Annotated in this window: 20 protein-coding genes and 2 tRNA genes; 5 read left to right on the top strand and 17 right to left on the bottom strand. The window is 32.5% G+C overall.

Annotation, left to right across the window (positions count from 1 at the left end; translation table 11 throughout):
• Positions 1 to 7: 7 nt before the first annotated feature.
• From BTO05_RS01440 to BTO05_RS01395, 10 genes are all read right to left on the bottom strand, one after another.
• Entirely contained in the window at positions 8 to 214 is a 207-nt protein-coding gene (locus BTO05_RS01440; RefSeq protein WP_083236541.1) for a GDCCVxC domain-containing (seleno)protein, read from the bottom strand.
• Positions 214 to 807, bottom strand: a complete 594-nt coding sequence (gene merTP / locus BTO05_RS01435) for a mercuric transport protein MerTP (RefSeq protein ID WP_069674101.1) — start codon at positions 805 to 807, stop codon at positions 214 to 216. Before merTP ends, BTO05_RS01440 begins: the two co-directional genes overlap by 1 nt.
• Positions 804 to 1,166, bottom strand: coding sequence for a DUF3703 domain-containing protein (locus BTO05_RS01430; protein WP_087493250.1), 363 nt, complete (start codon positions 1,164 to 1,166; stop codon positions 804 to 806). The genes merTP and BTO05_RS01430 overlap by 4 nt, the downstream gene beginning before the upstream one ends.
• A gap of 56 nt (positions 1,167 to 1,222) precedes the next feature.
• The gene (locus BTO05_RS01425) at positions 1,223 to 1,636 is read right to left on the bottom strand and encodes a Fur family transcriptional regulator (protein WP_087490951.1); all 414 of its coding nucleotides are present in this window, start codon (positions 1,634 to 1,636) and stop codon (positions 1,223 to 1,225) included.
• A 2-nt stretch (positions 1,637 to 1,638) separates the two neighbouring features.
• A complete protein-coding gene (locus BTO05_RS01420; protein WP_087490950.1) occupies positions 1,639 to 3,825 on the bottom strand; it encodes a TonB-dependent receptor in 2,187 nt (728 codons plus the stop codon).
• 49 nt (positions 3,826 to 3,874) lie between these two features.
• Positions 3,875 to 4,192: a DUF6660 family protein gene (locus tag BTO05_RS01415; RefSeq protein ID WP_087490949.1), complete on the bottom strand. Its 318-nt coding sequence runs from the start codon at positions 4,190 to 4,192 to the stop codon at positions 3,875 to 3,877.
• 50 nt (positions 4,193 to 4,242) lie between these two features.
• Entirely contained in the window at positions 4,243 to 5,739 is a 1,497-nt protein-coding gene (locus tag BTO05_RS01410; RefSeq protein ID WP_087490948.1) for a hypothetical protein, read from the bottom strand.
• Positions 5,739 to 6,002: a helix-turn-helix domain-containing protein gene (locus tag BTO05_RS01405; protein ID WP_079738437.1), complete on the bottom strand. Its 264-nt coding sequence runs from the start codon at positions 6,000 to 6,002 to the stop codon at positions 5,739 to 5,741. The genes BTO05_RS01410 and BTO05_RS01405 overlap by 1 nt, the downstream gene beginning before the upstream one ends.
• A 174-nt stretch (positions 6,003 to 6,176) precedes the next feature.
• A complete protein-coding gene (locus tag BTO05_RS01400) occupies positions 6,177 to 7,427 on the bottom strand; it encodes a site-specific integrase (protein WP_087490947.1) in 1,251 nt (416 codons plus the stop codon).
• Between the two features lie 235 nt (positions 7,428 to 7,662).
• A tRNA-Ser gene (locus BTO05_RS01395) sits at positions 7,663 to 7,750 on the bottom strand.
• Positions 7,751 to 7,939: 189 nt separating this feature from the next.
• Here BTO05_RS01395 and BTO05_RS01390 point away from each other — a divergent pair.
• The 4 genes from BTO05_RS01390 (at position 7,940) to BTO05_RS01375 (ending at position 11,816) form a co-directional block, all read left to right on the top strand.
• Positions 7,940 to 8,719, top strand: a complete 780-nt coding sequence (locus tag BTO05_RS01390; protein ID WP_087490946.1) for a DUF3108 domain-containing protein — start codon at positions 7,940 to 7,942, stop codon at positions 8,717 to 8,719.
• Between the two features lie 4 nt (positions 8,720 to 8,723).
• Positions 8,724 to 9,053 carry an FUSC family protein gene (locus BTO05_RS01385; protein ID WP_087490945.1) on the top strand — a complete coding sequence of 110 codons (330 nt, stop codon included), beginning with the start codon at positions 8,724 to 8,726 and terminating at the stop codon, positions 9,051 to 9,053.
• A 54-nt stretch (positions 9,054 to 9,107) separates the two neighbouring features.
• On the top strand, positions 9,108 to 10,139 hold the full coding sequence (locus tag BTO05_RS01380; RefSeq protein WP_087490944.1) for a M28 family metallopeptidase: 1,032 nt from the start codon (positions 9,108 to 9,110) through the stop codon (positions 10,137 to 10,139).
• A gap of 114 nt (positions 10,140 to 10,253) precedes the next feature.
• On the top strand, positions 10,254 to 11,816 hold the full coding sequence (locus tag BTO05_RS01375; protein WP_087490943.1) for a M28 family peptidase: 1,563 nt from the start codon (positions 10,254 to 10,256) through the stop codon (positions 11,814 to 11,816).
• A 59-nt stretch (positions 11,817 to 11,875) separates the two neighbouring features.
• Here BTO05_RS01375 and BTO05_RS01370 read toward each other — a convergent pair.
• Both BTO05_RS01370 and bshB1 read right to left on the bottom strand, forming a co-directional pair.
• A tRNA-His gene (locus BTO05_RS01370) sits at positions 11,876 to 11,951 on the bottom strand.
• Positions 11,952 to 12,011: 60 nt separating this feature from the next.
• Positions 12,012 to 12,728, bottom strand: a complete 717-nt coding sequence (gene bshB1 / locus BTO05_RS01365; RefSeq protein WP_198295247.1) for a bacillithiol biosynthesis deacetylase BshB1 — start codon at positions 12,726 to 12,728, stop codon at positions 12,012 to 12,014.
• Between the two features lie 339 nt (positions 12,729 to 13,067).
• Here bshB1 and pckA point away from each other — a divergent pair, with 339 nt between their 5' ends.
• Positions 13,068 to 14,693 (top strand): phosphoenolpyruvate carboxykinase (ATP), encoded by a 1,626-nt coding sequence (gene pckA / locus BTO05_RS01360; protein WP_087490941.1) that lies wholly within the window; start codon positions 13,068 to 13,070, stop codon positions 14,691 to 14,693.
• 78 nt (positions 14,694 to 14,771) lie between these two features.
• Here the strand turns inward: pckA and BTO05_RS01355 are convergent, their stop codons facing one another.
• The 5 genes from BTO05_RS01355 to BTO05_RS01335 form a co-directional block, all read right to left on the bottom strand.
• Entirely contained in the window at positions 14,772 to 15,920 is a 1,149-nt protein-coding gene (locus BTO05_RS01355; protein ID WP_087490940.1) for a trans-sulfuration enzyme family protein, read from the bottom strand.
• 37 nt (positions 15,921 to 15,957) lie between these two features.
• Positions 15,958 to 17,364 carry an MATE family efflux transporter gene (locus tag BTO05_RS01350; protein WP_087490939.1) on the bottom strand — a complete coding sequence of 469 codons (1,407 nt, stop codon included), beginning with the start codon at positions 17,362 to 17,364 and terminating at the stop codon, positions 15,958 to 15,960.
• Between the two features lie 151 nt (positions 17,365 to 17,515).
• Complete coding sequence (locus BTO05_RS01345; RefSeq protein WP_087490938.1) at positions 17,516 to 17,932, bottom strand: hypothetical protein; 417 nt, start codon at positions 17,930 to 17,932, stop codon at positions 17,516 to 17,518.
• Positions 17,929 to 18,306, bottom strand: coding sequence for a hypothetical protein (locus BTO05_RS01340; RefSeq protein ID WP_232459759.1), 378 nt, complete (start codon positions 18,304 to 18,306; stop codon positions 17,929 to 17,931). Before BTO05_RS01340 ends, BTO05_RS01345 begins: the two co-directional genes overlap by 4 nt.
• A complete protein-coding gene (locus BTO05_RS01335) occupies positions 18,303 to 18,686 on the bottom strand; it encodes an alkyl hydroperoxide reductase (protein ID WP_087490936.1) in 384 nt (127 codons plus the stop codon). Before BTO05_RS01335 ends, BTO05_RS01340 begins: the two co-directional genes overlap by 4 nt.
• Position 18,687 lies beyond the last annotated feature (1 nt).

Raw genomic sequence — 18,687 nt, 5'->3', positions numbered from 1 at the left:
GTTAGTTTTAACAACAACTTTTATTTTCTTGAATTGGTGGACAGGGAACTGTTCCATAAGAACAATACACACAACAATCACCTTCGTTTGGTTTTAGAACCGTTTTACAATGCTCACACTCGTAGAAGAATTGACAAGCATTTGTTGGCATATCTTCTACTTTTTTATGTCCGCAGTTAGGGCAAGTGATTTCCGATTTTAATATGGTTTTCATTAATTTTCTTTTTTGTTAGTTACTTTATAACCTGTTGCGTTAATTGCTTTCTCAATCTCCAATTCATTGGTTTTAGTTTCGTCAAACTCAATGATTGCGTTACCATTTTCGTATGATGTTTTTGAGTTTACAATTCCGTTAAGTTTATTTACTTCGTGGTTAACGTGTGCTTCACAACTGGCACAAGTCATTCCACTTATTTTATACTCTATTGTTTTTATATTTGATTTATCAACTATTATGATTTGTTTTTCGGTTTTTGGATATAACATACTTGAGTAGTATGGGAAAGCCAACATCACAATTGCAAAAGCTGTTACAATGCCTAAAAAGGTTTTTGACTGCATAAATTTTGGTTCTTTATCCGTTTCACATTCACAGTCGATTTCTTTTTCTGGTTTTAATTTTTGATACCAAGCAAAGAGAAGAACTAATATAGTTAGCCCTATTAAGTAAGGTCTAAATGGTTCTATCCAAGAAAAAGTTGAAGCTACACCACTTGTTCCTGCAATTAATGCCAAAACAGGTGTGATGCAACACAATGAAGCTGTGATTGCTGTTAGGATACTTGTAACCGCTAATTTATTTTTCATTCTATATCTAATAATTTTTCAATGTCATTGGGAATAGGCATCCGTTTTAATGGTGGCACGTTTGCTCCACCTGTATTACCAAGTGGAACGTGATTTATAAATGATTTCCAGCCACCCACAAACAACCTAACTATTTGACCTATTACTTCTTTAGTATCTTTTTGTCTAAATCCAAATTTTAGCATTAACCAATGTGAATAGGTATGTTCTATTGGATAAGATTGCCCTATGATATGACTGCGTTCTAAATGATACCAAGCATTGCCAAAATGCTTATTTTCTAAACAGAAACTGTATAGTTTTAATTCTTCGTTATACGCCTGTTTAAGATGTTTAGGTATTTTAGTATTAAACTTCATATCCACTAATTTTGGATAAATGTACTTTAATAGTAAGTGCAATGGAAGTGCAATTATTAGCCACTACACTTATCGCAAATACCTTTTACCACCAAATTTACATTCTCTGACACAAAACCATCAGGTACTTTAATTTGCGGTATTTTATGTTCTGTTAGGCAAATGGTTTCATTGCAATTGTTACAATGGAAGTGTAGGTGTAAATCGGTTTTTATATCACAATTACATCCCTCTTCGCATAATGCATATTTCGTAATTCCTGTGCCATCGTCTATTTGATGCACAATATCCTTTTCTTCAAAAGTTTTAATAGTTCTGTACAAGGTAGTTCTATCTGCTTTTTCAAAAGCACTTTCAATATCACTTAATGTTACCGCTATCTCTTTTTCTGCAAGAAACTTATAAATTAACATACGCATTGCTGTAACACGAATATTTTTTGACTCTAATACTTGTTCTATTGTTTCCATATTTAATCGTCGTCTTCGTTTCCAAATGGTTTAATAATAAGTCCTACACTAAATATAAAACCATCTGTAGGTGCATAAATCTCTGGAAAAACAGGATTGTCGTGTGGTGGTAAAACTAAAGGTGAAAACCTGCTTTGTCTTCTATCTGTAAAATTCTCAAAATTCACAAATACACTTCCTAATTTAAAGTTACGCATCACCAATAAGCCCATAGTTACAAAGTCTGTAGTCTCTGTTCCATTAGATAAAAACTGTTTGCCTGTATAAAAGGTTTCATAACCAATTCGCCATTTTTCAGATTCGTACATCAAAACACTACCTGCGTTATGTTTTGCGGTTAATGGCTTCTGCGGATTACCAGGTAAATAATTTAGTTTGGTATCAATAAGCGCATAGTTTAAAAACCATCTAAAGTCTTTGTAAGTAAATTTTATATTGGTTTCTGCTCCTTTGCTAAAGATTTCATCTGGTGCATTTTCAAACTGAAATAAACCGTTATCAGTAGAATTTAAAAGTAGACCATCATTTATTGCAGTCACATAAAATAATTGGTTTATAGAAAAACCAATCTCATCAGATAACCGTGTTTGATAGTTTACATCGAAATTAACACCATATGAACGTTCTGCATCTACTGTTGATTTATCTATAGCAAGCACATTTTCAAAATTGATATATTCGGCTTCCTCTGTAAAAATATCTGGAATCTTATACCCTAAACCTCCACCAATTCTACTTGAAAATCCACTATCATTTTTGTAGAGTAATGAAATTCTTGGAAGTGGAAAGAAACCGAAATCCGTATTATAATCTGCTCTTAATCCTGTTTCTAATATCCAATTATCTGATATGTCGAAGATATTATTTGCAAATGCTCCAAAGGTTACATCTTTTTGGTCTCGCTGTAATGGTGCGTTATCATTTTCATCGAAATTTGAGGTATATAGATTAGCTCCAACTATCCAATCCGTTTTTTCTGATGCTGTATTATATGTGATTTCAGTAAAAGTATTTGTTTGTTTGCCATCAAAATTAAAATCAGGAACTGTTAAATTTCTATCGAAAAAAGAGACACTATTTTTAAATTCTAATGAACTTATAGAATCTAATTGAGTTTGATATACCAATTGACTGCTTAATCGTTTTGAATTGTTCTCTTCTGTGTATTGATGAATACCATCTTCACCATTTTCAATTTTGGTAATATCTCCGCCAATTCTATCATCATACGTTCCGTTTAATCCAAACCAAAGTGTTGTTTTATCTGATGGATAATAAAACAATTTAGGATTAAATGAAATTGATGTCGTTTTTGGTAAATTACTAAAACCATCATCTTCTGGGTCATACGCTTTTTGATAGTGACCAGAGCCGTAAAGTGAAACACCGAATTTTTCATTTCGTTTGCTATAAAACACATTGGCTGTACTTCCTAATGCTTGTGTCTGCGTGAGCATTATGTCTAATGCAGGTTCTTCGTCTGGTGTTTTAGATACCATATTTACTAATCCTGCAATAGCACCTCCACCGTAAAGTGTTGATGAACTTCCTTTAATAATCTCAAATTGTTGTAAGTCTAAAGGTGGTATTTGTAAAATACTTAATCCACTTGAAAAACCACCATATAATGGAAACCCATCTCTTAAAAGCTGTGTGTATCTACCATCCAATCCTTGAATACGAATATTGGTACTCCCACTACTTAATGATGTTTGTTGCATCTGTATTCCTGTACTTTCACGAAGCACCATAGAAATATTAGTAGGGTTCATTATTGCTTTTTCTCCTAATTCCTCTGCACCGATAAACTCGATACGTGTCGGTATTTTTCTTACGGTTCTCGTACTTCTTGTAGATTGCAATACTACAGCATCTAATTGATTGCCACCTTCTTTTAATTTAAAGACTAACGCTGTATTACTTGGAATTTGAATTGTTGTCTCAAATGCTTCAAAGCCTAAAAAGGAAATTATTATTTGATGCTGACCGTCTGGTATTTCTGTAAATTCTGCAATACCATCAAAATCGGTTACTGCTCCTTTTTCTAATGCTTCAAAATAAACCGTAGCACCCAATAAAGGCTCGTTTTCAGCTTCTGTTAGGACTTTTATTTGTATGTCTGATGTTTGTGCCTGTAACGATAGGCAAAGTATTAATATGAGCTTTATGCTCAATAGGTATTTATTCATTGAATTGTATTTGTAATTAACTAAATAATTGATTTAAAATCGATTTGTTTTAGCTGATTACTTGTGGCGGATGCCAAATATTGGAAAGGAAATTAAACCCGTAAATAGGTTGATATGTAGAAATTAAATCCGTTGAGATTTCAATATTAAGTTTTAAATCAAATGTCTTGATGGGTTCGTAAGTAATTGTCATACCGCAACAATTACAAATACAAGTTACAGGACAAGAATCGTCACTATCTCCTTGGTGGTTGTGATTAACACTTATCTCGTCTTGATGCTGGTCTTCTATGTTTTGACCATCAGAACAAGACTTTGCTGAAAGCAATAGTATTATTAATGATAATATGACTGTTACAAATTTCACAGTCACAAAGATAAAAATTTAATAATGCAATGGTTGTGCAATTATTTTATTTAAGCGACAACCTTTGCTTTCTCCTTTAAAGTTTCAAGATGCTTTACCATATTGCTTTTACACCATACCTCTTGTTTTATTGTTGGTGGATGACCAATAGCCTTGGTTAACTCTTCCATCATAATCTGCTCAACTACTTCTACATATTCTTCAGTAGTAGATATGCTATCGTGAATAGTGTATATAGGTGCTAATGGATATTCTTCTGAAACACGCTTTGCTATGATGTTAATCATTAAATGACTCTCTATGCTCTGTAATAATCTTGGAAGTAAAGATTTGTCCTTACTTTTTATTTTAGCAAATACATCATACACCGCTTTAAACTTTTGCTCAAATAACCTTTTGGGTGCTGCTTCTGCTTGCCCCTTAAATTGGTTGGATGTAAACAACACTTGAAAAACTGCTGCTTTAACTTCTTTGCGGTCTTTTAATTCAATACCTAATTCCTGTAAAAAGGCATCCTCTAAAAACTCATATAACTTTCCAGATACTACTAAATCAATATAGTCTTGAAACTCATTATTTATAAGGGATTGGGGGATTTCTCCTAACATAATGTAAGAATCATTGTTATGAATATTTATATGTGAAATATTTAATGTATCACTCTTTATTTCATTGAAAACCTTATTTATTTTTTTAAGATAAGAAAAATAGCGACTCTGCGGTTCATCAAAAGCAATCGACAATGAGTTATTCTTATTTCGCTCAAATTTTTGCACTATCCAAAAATCACGACTCAACAAAATAGTACTTAAATAGGGTTGACTGTTTTTAATATCTAACGAAATTAATTTTTGGCCATCATACGTAACAGCATTTCTAATTCGACTTGGCATATTGGTCAAATTGGTATGAAAGCGATATACATTATCATCCAACATCAAATTATAATCTTGCCATTTTAACCTTTGTGCGCTCATTTGAGCGTGTACCATTTGATTTGTTGGATGCTTATATTTTTTTCTTACTCTGTCGTACTCCCAAAGTGCTTTATCTTTTATTTTTAAATTATGCTCTTGAACTAAAAAGTCATCTATGTAATCATAATCAATTCGTAGTTTATCATTAAACCACTTTGTTAAAAAGCCAAGATGTTTAACCGACTCTATTTTACGATTTTTATGGGCTTTTAATTTGTTTCTAAAAGTGAAGTCTTCAACTTGCATTGATTTTACAGGTGTTCTGTATCTCTCAATAAATCGAAATCCTTTTGATTTTTCTCCAACCACATAATGATTATCGGACTCAATAATTTGTAAATCGCTTTCTAAATAGTTAAGATACTTTTTATAGTTCTGTATTTTATCCTGCAATTTTTTTGCGTTGATAGGCACAAAATCTTCGCCCTGAATATTCTTATCCATTAATGGAATAGCATTTATTAAATGCAGGATATAACATAGCTTGTCTAACTTATAAGGTTTAAAACTTGGCGGATTATTGTGCGTTAACTCGAATATATCCAAGTTTTCAGGTATGTATATTCTCATTATGCACTTTTGTTTTGGATTAAAATTCCGATTACATCATCATATTCATAGTACATAGTTTTACCCATTTTTGTATAAGGTAATGTTCCGTTGATTCGTAAATTCTGCAACGTGCCTGCTGAAATATTTAATAGCTCACGTACGTCTGCTGATTTTAACCACTTTTTTTGCTCTGTTTGGCTTCCTAAAATTGTCTTCAGTTCTGTGATGATTTCCTGTTTAAGAGTCTTTAAATCATCCTTTGTAATTACTTCAAATGTCATTTTTTATTAAAACGTATTAAAAGGTGTAAACACCTGATTTATATTGTGTTAATTTACGATATTTTGACCTTTACATAAAACAAACTTATTAACATTTACGCACTATCTTTTAACAGAAAAACCCTTGAATAATCAAGGGTTTAAGCATATACTTTTGTTCTTTGTTTATATATGTTAATTAGCGATTCTTTTGGAAGCATCAACATTACTTTTATCAGCAAATTTTTGTTTCAAAATTGCCATATCATCGCTTACTTTTCTATCCAATATTTTAGCATAGTGTTGCGTTGTTTTTAGTGATTTATGACCTAACATTTTACTAACTGATTCCATTGGCACACCATTAGACAATGTTACCGTAGTTGCAAACGTATGACGAGCTAAATGGGTGGTTAAGTTTTTATTGATACCACACAAATCTGCTATCTCTTTTAAATAGGCATTAGACTTTTGATTGCTCAATACAGGAAGCAATACATCTTTTGTAACTGCCTCTGGATGGTTCTCGTATTTCTTTATAATCTCTAAAGCAGTCGGAAGTAGGGGAATGTTACTACGTGTATCTGTTTTAGTACGCTTTGTCTTTATCCACTTATCTCCATCAATACCAAATACCAAATTATCTTTTGATAGTTTCTTAACGTCGCTATACGCTAAACCTGTAAAACAACAGAATATAAAAATGTCTCTTACTTGCTCTAATCTATTAGTGTGTAACTCTTTTTCGAGCATTGTTTGTATTTCTTCTTCTGAAAGAAATTGACGTTCCACTTCTTTTAAACGGACTTTATAATTTAGAAATGGGTCTTTTTTAATCCAATCGTTTGCTATTGCAATACGTACAATCTTTTTAAAATTCTTGATATACTTAATTGTACTGTTATGTCCGCAGTTTCTAACCGTTTTTAAATAGAACTCAAAATCTGTAATATACTTGTGGTCTATTCTGTTTACAGGTATATCACTTACATTGTATTGATGTTGCATAAACTCTTGCAGATGCTTACATACTGTTTTATAACGTTCTAAAGTTCCTGTTGAAAACTCTCTACCAACTAATTTTTCAACTTGCTTGTTGTGATTATTAAAGATGGTTATGAGTGTTCTTTGTTTTTCCTCAACACCTAAAAACTTGTTTTTAAGGGTTTCGGTTGTAACCTCCTTGTTATCTTGAATTAAGTCTCTTTGGCTTTGATATACTTTTGTAGTAAGTGAATCTAAATAGGCATTTAGTTCTCGTATATTTTCTGTTCTTCCAATAGCTTTATTGGCTTCAACGCTCCATTTCTCAATCTCAATGGTACGTTTTGTACTAATCTCTGTACGCTTACCATCTATGGTAATACGTAGGTAAATAGGGCATTTGCCCTGTGCATCTACTTTACTCTTTTTTAAGTAGAATAATAATCCAAATGTTTTGTTCATTCTGGTGACCTTTAATTATACATTAATTTACAAAATTTCGAGGTCTTTTAATTGATATATTGTACTGATTTATAAACAGTTATAAACAATTAGGTGGCCTAATTAAGGTTTAAAAAAGGTCACCTAATAGGTCACCAACAGAATGGTTTTTAATACATATTTTAATGTTTTGGGTAAAATAAAAAGTCCCATAAACATTGAGTTTACAGGACTTTCGTCGATTTTGAATAAATCTTGGCGGAGAAAGAGGGATTCGAACCCCCGGAGGTGTGACCCTCGCCAGTTTTCAAGACTGGTGCATTCGACCACTCTGCCATTTCTCCAGTGAGTCTCATTAGGTATTCCCTAAATGCGGATGCAAATATAAAATCCTTTTTTGCTTTAGCCAAGGCTTTTTTATCTTTTTTATTTTGCATTAATTTTTATAACAAAAATCAATACATTTCAGCTTACAATTGTACTTTCGGCACAATAAATGATTCAATAATCGTTATAATCAAAAAACTTATTAGATGAAGCGTATTTTATTAACCATAACTTTTTTTTCTGTTCTATTAATAAATGGGCAAAATAAAACAATTCCATTTGGCGAAAAATTAGTATTTACAGCATCATATAACATGTCTGGCTTACTAACAGATATAGCTCAAGTTACTATGGAAACTAGTAAGGTAAAAACATCTTCAAGTACTTTGATGCGTCTTAAGTGTTCGGCAGCTACCTTTAGCAACTTCGATAGCTTTTTTAAAGTTAGAGATTTGTACGAAAGTTATGTTAGTCCAACGAGTCTAACACCCTACTTATATAAACGTGATATAAATGAAGGCGGTTATTATAAATTTATGCAATATAAATACCGACGAAAAACAAAGTCTGTTGAAAGCATTAAAAAGAAACGTCGCAGTGATGGTACAATCTGGGAAGAAAAAAAACGACTTAGTATTGATAGCTCAACAAAAGATTTGGTAGCAACCTTATACACACTTCGTAACCTTGATATACACAAAGCAAATATTGGAGATGCTTCAAGTTTTAAAGTCTTATTCGATAACCAGGAAACTACCGTTGTATTTAAATACTTGGGTAAAGAAACTATTTCTTCTAAAATTGGCCGAAAAGAATGTTACAAAATAGCTATTAGCCTAAGAGGTTCTGACCTTCTTAGAGGAAATAACTCTAATATTATTTGGCTTACTGCAGACGCAAATAAAGTTCCTTTACTAGCAAAATTTAAAATTCCGGTAGGAAATGGAGAACTGAAAATAAAATCTGCAATTGGACTAAAACATTAATATCATGAAAAGACTACTTATAATTATCGGTTTTATTTCAGCAATATTAGCTATTGTTCTTTGTGTTACTCCATTATTCAAAATTGCAGTATTCCCAATAATTGCAGCTTTTTTATGCGGTTTGGGACTACTATTCTTAAAAAAGAAAAAAAATATAAAAACAAAGGCGATACAATACATATTTCTATTGACTATTATATCGTTATCATTTACTATTTATAAAACTATTTTTATAAAAGCTGAAGTTGGAAATACTGAAGAACTTGACCAATTAGACGAATCATCCGAGGAAGAGGCTTTAAAAGAATTAGAAGACATTGAAATAGACTTCTAATTTTTGATACAAATTCCTTTTTTCTATTATTTTTGGTGTCATAAATAATAGAAAATGAGATTTATAGTCGCTTCACTCCTACTTTTGGTTGGTACATGCTCCAATCAAAGACACAGCGAAAAAGTAAAAGATTTAAAGGCTTCCATTAAGTATAGTGATAAAGCTCAGGTGCAAACCTATCTTAACACCATTACTGAGGAAGAACTAAAAGAGTTTGTTTATGAAATAGCAGATGACAAATATGCTGGAAGAATGACAGGAGAAGAAGGGCATAATAAAGTTTGTGATTATATAAGAAGCTATTATAAATCTATTGGTCTAAAGTCACCTGAGTCACATCAAAACTACTATCAAAAGGTACCTAAAGATCAGCTACCCGAGGAACTGAACGCTTCGCAAAATGTCTTAGCTTACATTGAAGGAAGTGAAATGCCAAACGAGTATATCTATATCTCTGCACATTCTGATCATGAAGGAATAGTTAATGGTGAAATATATCCTGGAGCAGATGATAATGGCTCAGGAACCGCAGCAGTATTCGAAATGGCGGAAGCATTTATCAAAGCTTCAAAAGATGGTTTAAGTCCACGTAGAAGTATCGTTTTTTTACATGTTACTGGAGAAGAAGTTGGGCTTCACGGATCAAGATATTATACAAATAACCCTATTTTTCCAATTGAAAGTACAATAGCCAATCTAAATATAGATATGATTGGAAGAATAGATAATAGGCATAACCAAAACGATGATTATATATATGTCATTGGTTCAGATAGAATAAGCACAGAATTAGATTTTATTGTCAGAGAGGCAAATGATGAATTTACAAATATAGAATTGGACTATAAGTACAACGATATAAACGACCCAAACAGATATTATAATCGATCTGACCATTATAATTTTGCACTCAAGGACATTCCTGTTATATTCTTTTTTAATGGGGAGCATGAAGATTACACAAAACCTACTGATACTCCAGATAAGATTGTTTATCCTTTATTAGCAAAGCGAACAAAACTTATATTCGCTACTGCTTGGTATTTAGCAAATACTAATCAGACGCTAAGTAAAGAGGTGCTTTAAGATGATTTCATCAACTATTTAGTTGTTCGAAATTGGTTCAATATATAATTAGTAAATTTGGTTTCTATTAAAAGGAATACACAAACATCAAAACTTATTAAAATATTTTTAATAATGAAAAAATCTATTTCAATTTTATGCTTATTACTCATTTTTACAGCTTGTAAAGGTGGAAAAACTAGTAACATAAAATCCTCTGCTTCTGCAAATCCTGCAGAATATGCCAAGACAATCACACAAGAAGAATTAAAGACATTATTGTATAAATATGCTTCTGATGAATTTGAAGGTCGTAATACTGGTGAAAAAGGACAGAAAATGGCTGTTGAATATCTCAAAAAACAATACCAAAGTATGGGAATTGGTACGCCATTAACTGGAGAGGATTATTTTCAAGAAGTTCCTTTACAAAAACCAGCTGTTGCTATAGCAGAGGTATCGATCAATGGCAAATCTTTTGATGCCTTTACAAATCATATAGTTTTGTCTCTTTCAAAAAGCTTAGACATCAATACCTCTGATATTGTATACGTTGGTCATGGAATTGATTCTGAAAACTATTCTGATTATAAGAATCTTGATGTTAAAGGAAAAATAATTTTAGCAAAAGCAGGTGAACCAAAAGATGCAAGCGGAAATTATATTACTTCTGGAAATACAGAAGATACAAAATGGACTAATGGCCGTCAGTCATTATCTAGCAAAAGAAATGCAGCGAGAGATAATGGTGCTAAAGCCATGTTATATTTTGATGATGCATTATTTTCGAGATACGCACCATTTTATCAAAGACAATCTGAGTCTGGTTTCTCAGGAAGATTATCGCTTAATGATAACGCTTCTGATTTTGCATTTATGATGATTAATAAAGATATGGCCAAAGCTTTACATTCTTCAATTAGCGAAGATAGTTCGGCAAAGAATTTAAAAACTAATATATCTTTAAAAGCAGATAGAAAAGCTGAAGACGTGATGTCTGAAAATGTTGTTGCTTTTATCAAAGGTTCTGAAAAACCAGATGAAATTCTTGTAATTTCTGCACATTTAGACCATGAAGGTATTAAAGATGGTGAAGTTTATAACGGTGCGGATGACGATGGTTCTGGAACAGTAGCCATTTTAGAAATAGCTGAAGCATTTCAAAAAGCAGTAAAAGATGGACACCAACCGAAACGTTCTATACTTTTCTTGCACGTTACTGGTGAAGAAAAAGGTCTTTTAGGCTCTCGATACTATACGGATATAAATCCTATTTTCCCTCTAGAAAATACTGTAGCTGATTTAAATATAGATATGATTGGTCGTATAGACCCAAAACGTAAAGAAGGTGACAGAAACTATGTTTATTTAATTGGTAGTGATAAGTTAAGCTCAGAATTACATAACCTTTCTGAGGAAGTAAATAAAAAATATACAAACGTAGAGTTAGATTACACTTATAACGACGAAAATGATAAGAACCGTTATTATTATCGTTCTGATCACTATAATTTTGCTAAGAATAATATACCTGTAATATTTTATTTTAATGGTACACATGATGATTATCATAGACCAACTGATACTCCAGATAAAATTGAATATGATTTATTAGAGAACAGAACAAGGTTGGTTTTTCATACCGCTTGGGAAGTTGCCAACAGAGATAATCGTGTTACAGTTGATAAAGCAGAGTAATAATTATATGAAATCATTATACAAAAAAAGCCTTTCAATACTGAAAGGCTTTTTTTGTTGGGTGGAAGACCGGTCTCGAACCGGCGACCTCCGGTACCACAAACCGGCGCTCTAACCAACTGAGCTACAACCACCATTTTAATTAGGATTGCAAATGTATATTAATTCTTATTTTCTGCAAAGTCTTTTTTTAACTTATTTTAAATCAAATAAGCTTTCAACAGCAGGATATCTCTCAACTGTATAGCCTTCAGCATATTCTACACCAATAATACGTCCAATATTTCTGGCTCTATACTCAATACTATCAGAAAAATTCTTGCTAGAAATTGGTGTTTCAGGCTCGCTACTATCTGGATTATAAAACTGAGTTTTGTAAGCAAACACAGAGTCCATTTTTTTGTCCATAAAACCCGATATATCGACAACAATATCAGGCTTTAATTCCTTCCATTGTATATAATGATATACAGTTTTTGGACGCCATGGTGATTGCTTTTTTCCATCAACTTGTGTTTCTACTTTAATTAGTCCACTTAAAAAACAAGCATCACTTACAAGTTTACTTCCTTTACCATGGTCAATATGCCTATCATCGACAGCATTACAGAGCACAATTTCAGGTTGATATTTTCGAATTACCTTAATAATTTCTAACTGGTGCTTTTTGTCATTCGTAAAAAAACCATCTGCAAAGGCAATATTTTCCCTTACGATAACACCCAAAATTTGTGCTGCATTAGAAGCTTCTTCATCTCTAGTTTCAGCTGTTCCTCTGGTTCCAAGTTCTCCGCGAGTCAAATCTAAGATACCAACTTTTTTTCCATTGGAAACTTCTTTGGCAACTGTACCACCACAACCCAACTCTACATCATCAGGATGAGCACCAATGGCTAATATGTCTAATTTCATTAAAATTTATTTAGTTATAAGATGTTGTTTACTTCTATATTAAAGATAAAAGTTTCAAAATAACCACTTATCTCATTTCGTATAATTATCAAAAATATCAAAAAGAACAGAGATAACAGATTTCTTTTTATTTCTCAAACGATTTAGGATTATAAAAAATCATATTTATACTTCATTTTATGAGATAAATTGAAAAATATTCATTTATGCCAAGTATGACATTTATCATAGTAAAATGCAGTGATTGACTGTAATTTAGTGGTGTTCTAAAAAGAAAAATCTAGAACTGACATCATTAAATTGATATGTAAAAATATATGTCAAATAAAATCTTAAATCATGGAAACATTATTAAACAAAACTAGAGACCTAACAAAATATGGTATAACGGACACCAATGCACATTGGAATCTTTCTCCAGAAGAACTACAAGCCATAACTATCAAAAAAAGAATGGGTAAAGAAACAGCAAATGGTACGTTAGCAATTAATACTGGTAAGTTTACTGGTCGTTCACCACAAGACAGATTTTTAGTTAAAGATGATTACACAAAAGACCGTGTTTGGTGGGGAAAAACTAACAAACCCGTTTCAGCGGAAAATTTTGATTATTTACAATCTGAAATCGAAAAATATCTTAGCGGAAAAGAAATTTATGCAAGAGATGGATATGTTTGTGCTGACCCTAAATACAAAATGAATGTTAGAACAATTACTGAATATCCATGGTCAAACATGTTTATTTATAATATGTTTTTAAGACCTGATGATTCTGAATTAGAAAATTTTGAAGAAGAATGGTTGGTGCTTTGTGCTCCTGGATATGAATGTAAAGAGCCCAAAAAGTATGGTATTCGCCAAGGCAATTTCTCTATATTAAACTTTACTAAAAAAATAGCTTTAGTAGGCGGTTCAGCTTACACAGGCGAAATGAAAAAAGGTATTTTCTCTGCTTTAAACATGATTTTACCTGTTGACAAAAATGTCTTACCAATGCACTGTTCTGCTAATGTAGGAGAAACTGGAGATACAGCTATTTTCTTTGGACTATCTGGTACAGGTAAAACTACACTTTCTGCGGATCCAAATCGTAAATTAATTGGTGATGATGAACATGGCTGGACAGCTGAGAATAGAATCTTTAATTTTGAAGGTGGTTGCTATGCAAAAGTTATTGACCTTACTGAAGATAAGGAACCAGAAATTTATAGAGCAATTAAGCCTGGAGCTATTTTAGAAAATGTCATTTTTAAAGATAATAACGAAATTGACTTTATGGACAGTAGTATTACGCAAAACACGCGTGTAAGCTACCCTATTTACCATATTGATAATATACAAGAGTCCTCTTACGCGGATAACCCAAAAAATATCTTCTTCTTGACTTGTGATGCTTTTGGTGTATTACCACCAGTATCAAAGCTAACTCCTGGTCAAGCTGCGTACCATTTTATCTCGGGTTACACAGCAAAAGTTGCAGGTACTGAAGCAGGAATTACAGAACCTGTTCCATCATTCTCAGCTTGTTTTGGCGAACCTTTTATGCCATTACACCCTACTAAATATGCTGAGATGTTAAGTAAGAAAATGCAAGAAGCTGGTGTTAATGTCTGGTTAGTGAATACTGGATGGAGCGGCGGACCTTACGGTGTTGGTTCACGTATTAAGCTTAAGTATACAAGAGCAATGATTACTGCAATATTAGAAGGCGAATTAGACAATGTAGACTTTGAACAACACCCAATATTCGGATTAAACATGCCAAAATATTGTCCTAATGTTCCAACAGAAATGTTAGATCCTATGAACACATGGCTACAAAAAGGCGCTTACATAAGTAAAGCCATACAATTAGCACACTCGTTTCACTTAAATTTTGAAAAATTTGCTAGTGAAGCTTCTGAACAAATTATTGAAGGCGGTCCACTGATTGATGAACATCATCACTTAAATGACCACGTTTAATATTCCATGATTTGATAAGGAAGAGCCCAGAAATGGGCTCTTTTTTTTATAAAACATTACTATATGAACTTATAATTACTATAGCGAGCCTATAGCTTGATTAATATCTGCCTTTAAATCTTTTACATCTTCAATACCAACAGAAAAACGAATCAATTGGTCACTAATGCCGACAGCATCACGCTCTTCTTGGGTTAATAAAGCGTGTGATGTCAAATGTGGTGATATCACTGTGCTTTCTACTCCTGCCAAGCTCATCGATGATTTTATAAGCTTTAATTTCTTTTGAAAATTCTCTGAATCAAAACTTTTGCATAACTCAAATGATAACATCGCACCAAAACCTGTCATTTGTGATTTAGCTAATTTATATTCTGGATGCGATTTTAAACCAGGGTAATATACTTTGGAAATTTTAGGATGCTTATTAAGCCATTTGGCTAGCTTTAACGCATTTTTAGTTTGTGCTCTAACACGTAATCCCAAGGTTTTCATGCTGCGCTCTAACATCCAAACAGTCATATCACTCAAGTTTCCTCCTAAATTTTTAGATACATTCCAAATACGTTCAATATGTTTATGAGAACTTGCAACTGCTCCTGCCGAAATATCACTATGTCCACCAAAATATTTTGTTGCGGAATGCATAACCATATCTACGCCAAATTCCGTTGGCTTTTGATTAATTGGCGAAGCAAATGTATTATCGATAGAAGTTAGAATACCCTTAGATTTTGCTAATTGAGCTATATCTCTAATATCTGTTATGGTTAGCAAAGGGTTTGAAGGTGTTTCAATATGAATCAATTTTGTATTGGGTTGTACCGCTTTTTCAAAGTCTTGTGCTTTATAACCATCTGTGAATGTATACTCAATACCATATTTATGAAATTCTTCTTTTATAAAGTTTACAGTTCCGCCGTAAAGTGTATTCTGTACGACTAAATGGTCCCCTTTTTGTAAAAAAGCTAAAAACATATGACTAATTGCGGCCATACCTGAACTAAAAATCAATGCAGCTTCTGTACCTTCTAAAGCCGCTATTTTTTTTGATAAAAACTCTTGGTTTGGTGTGTTAAAATAACGTGGGTAGCGTTTGACATCTACATCTAAAAATTCATACGAAGAACTCAAATACATGGGCGACACAGCGCCTTTAAACTGTTCATCTTTGACTTCACCTACATGTGTGCAAATTGTATTTACTCCTAATTCTTTTTTTGACATAATCATTTTTTATGATATAAAAATAGTGAAAAGTGTGCTATACATTTACTGATTTCCAATATCCTTTTTTGAACCAAAGGATACCAACAACTACTATAAGAACTTCAGCTAGAGTAATTGCCAAAAACACACCTATTGGTCCAAAGTCAAATGTAATAGCCATTAAATATGCAAAAGGCAATTGAAACAACCAAAAGCATATAAAGTTAATCCAAGTTGGCGTTTTTGTATCTCCGGCTCCATTAAAGGCATTTATTACAACCATGCCGTAGCCATAAAAAATGTAACCTGCTGCAATTATTCTAAGGCACAAAGCACCATTTTTAACAACTTCGACTTCTTTAGAAAATACACTAACAATCTCTGGTGCAGAGAGTAAATAAATTACAGAAACTATTCCCATAAAAATAGCACTATACTTACCAGTTTTCCAGACAGATTTTTCAGCACGATTTGGCTTTTTAGCTCCTAAATTCTGTCCGACTAATGTAGCTGCTGCATTACTTAAACCCCAAGCTGGCATTAATGTAAACATCATTATCCTAATAGCTATAGTATAACCTGCCAAGACTTCACTACCAAATTCACTCATAATACGCATTAAAAAAACCCATGAAGATGTACCAATTAAAAACTGCCCTATACCACCAAGAGAAACTTTGATGAGATTAACCATTACAGATACTCTTATCACTAAATCTTTAAAGCCCACTTTAATTCGACTCCATCCGTAAAACAATATAAATAGCTGAAATATAACAGCTGCACCTCTACCAATTGTTGTAGCTATTGCTGCACCTTGAACTCCATAAGCAGGGATTGGTCCTAATCCAAAAATAAAAATAGGATCTAAAATAATGTTTAATACATTCGAAACAATCAATGCCCACATAGCAACAGAAGCATCACCTGCACCTCTAAAAATTGCATTAATTAAAAACAGTAACATAATAGTTATGTTACCACCAATAAGTATCTGTGTGTAACCGTAGCCTTCTTCGACAAGGTCAAATTCTCCACCCATTAAGCCTAAAATTTCTTTAGGGTATATAATACCTATTACACTTATAAAAGCAGCGACTATAACACCTAGAAAGATAACTTGAACAGCAGCTTGTGAAGCACCTTCGGTATTTTTTTCACCTATTCGCCTGGCGACAATAGCAGTTGCAGCCATACTAAGACCTATCGCTACCGCATAAACCAAAGTAATCACAGATTCTGTTAGCCCAATAGTAGCTACAGCATTTACACTGACTTTGGATACATAAAAAATGTCTACAATGGCAAAAATGGATTCCATAAGCATTTCCAGAATCATTGGAATAGCTAACATGAAAACTGCTCGACGAATACTACCTGAAGTAAAATCTTGTTCCTTACCAGAAACTGCGATTTTGAAATATTTAAAAAATTGTTTTATTGATATTTTATTTGATTGCATAGTTGAAATAAGTTTAATATGAGAAGTATCAAGCAAAGTTTACTTGATATAATACACCGCATGAAGAAGCATACACCGCATGAAGAAGCGATAATTTTTCTGGAATGTTTGACTTATGCAATCATAATGATACAAATATGCACATTATTTTTTATATGGACAGATAATTAAAAATTGAAATAATAAAAAGTAAACTCCACAGTAGTGTTCTTATCCAATTCTTTTTTTCAAGTTTGAGGCAAACATTCTCCACAGGTTTTCCTATATCAATACTTTGATGTAATGGAACAAACACCGTAAAAGTTATTACCCATAATGCTAAAATGATAACGAAACTAAAAAATGTATATGTGTTTTGAACTTGAAATAAATAGATAAAACCAAGCAAAAGTTGACTTCCCATTAACGGCAAAACAATTACTGTTACTCTTTTTGTATATAATCTATGCCACTGAAACAGATTAGCTTTTGAATAAAACTTAAAGCTTGGATAAATAACTAATTGCACCGCCCAAATAAGAACTACAAAACCCGCATCGATAAGTAATCTTATAATTTCTATAGTCATCCCAATTCAGTTTTTCTAACAAACCAAGCCCAATATATTAATAAAGGATGAATTATAATAAGTCGTACCCAAGCTACCCAAATTGGGACACAAAGAGAATCAGACATACAACCGCCTTCAGTAATAAAATAAATATGCGATGGTATAAACGCAATAAGCATTAGTATAATTCCTTTTACTGCTAATAATCTTGTTTTGGGAATAGCAACTCCAATAGCTAATATGATTTCGAAAATACCACTTGTGTAATTTATCAATCCTGGGTATGGTAAATAATCTGGGATTAATGGATAATAAAATTCGGGATTAATAAAATGATAGCTTCCAGCGAAAGCATAAAAGATAATTAGTAAAATTCTTAGAAGTTTAATCACTTTAATTGCCATTTATAATCCGCATGTACTTTTTTCAAGATTAAGAAGAAAGGTATCCACCAAATAAAGTCATTGGTAAATAAAGTGTAGATAAATTCAAAAGGAACGTCTCCTTTTATATAATTAAAAATAAAACCAAGAGGACCAAAAATCTTTCCTAAAAACCCTACAGCTACTACTGGCCAATGTTTCATTGGGTTATAAGATGCCCACCAATATCCAAGACCATAAACGCCAATTACCATTCCCATGCCTTGCCAAACCATTGGATGATTCAAAGGTTCCATACCTACAAGGTCAAAAAAGTGATTAGGAAATAAAACGACCCAAGTACCCCAAAGGATGTTATAAATTGCTGCTAGACGTAATGTGAGTTGCATA

Source organism: Winogradskyella sp. PC-19 (genome assembly GCF_002163855.1).
Classification (GTDB): domain Bacteria; phylum Bacteroidota; class Bacteroidia; order Flavobacteriales; family Flavobacteriaceae; genus Winogradskyella.
The sequence above is the reverse complement of the archived record's forward strand: the minus strand, read 5'-3'. Positions and strand labels throughout refer to the sequence as shown.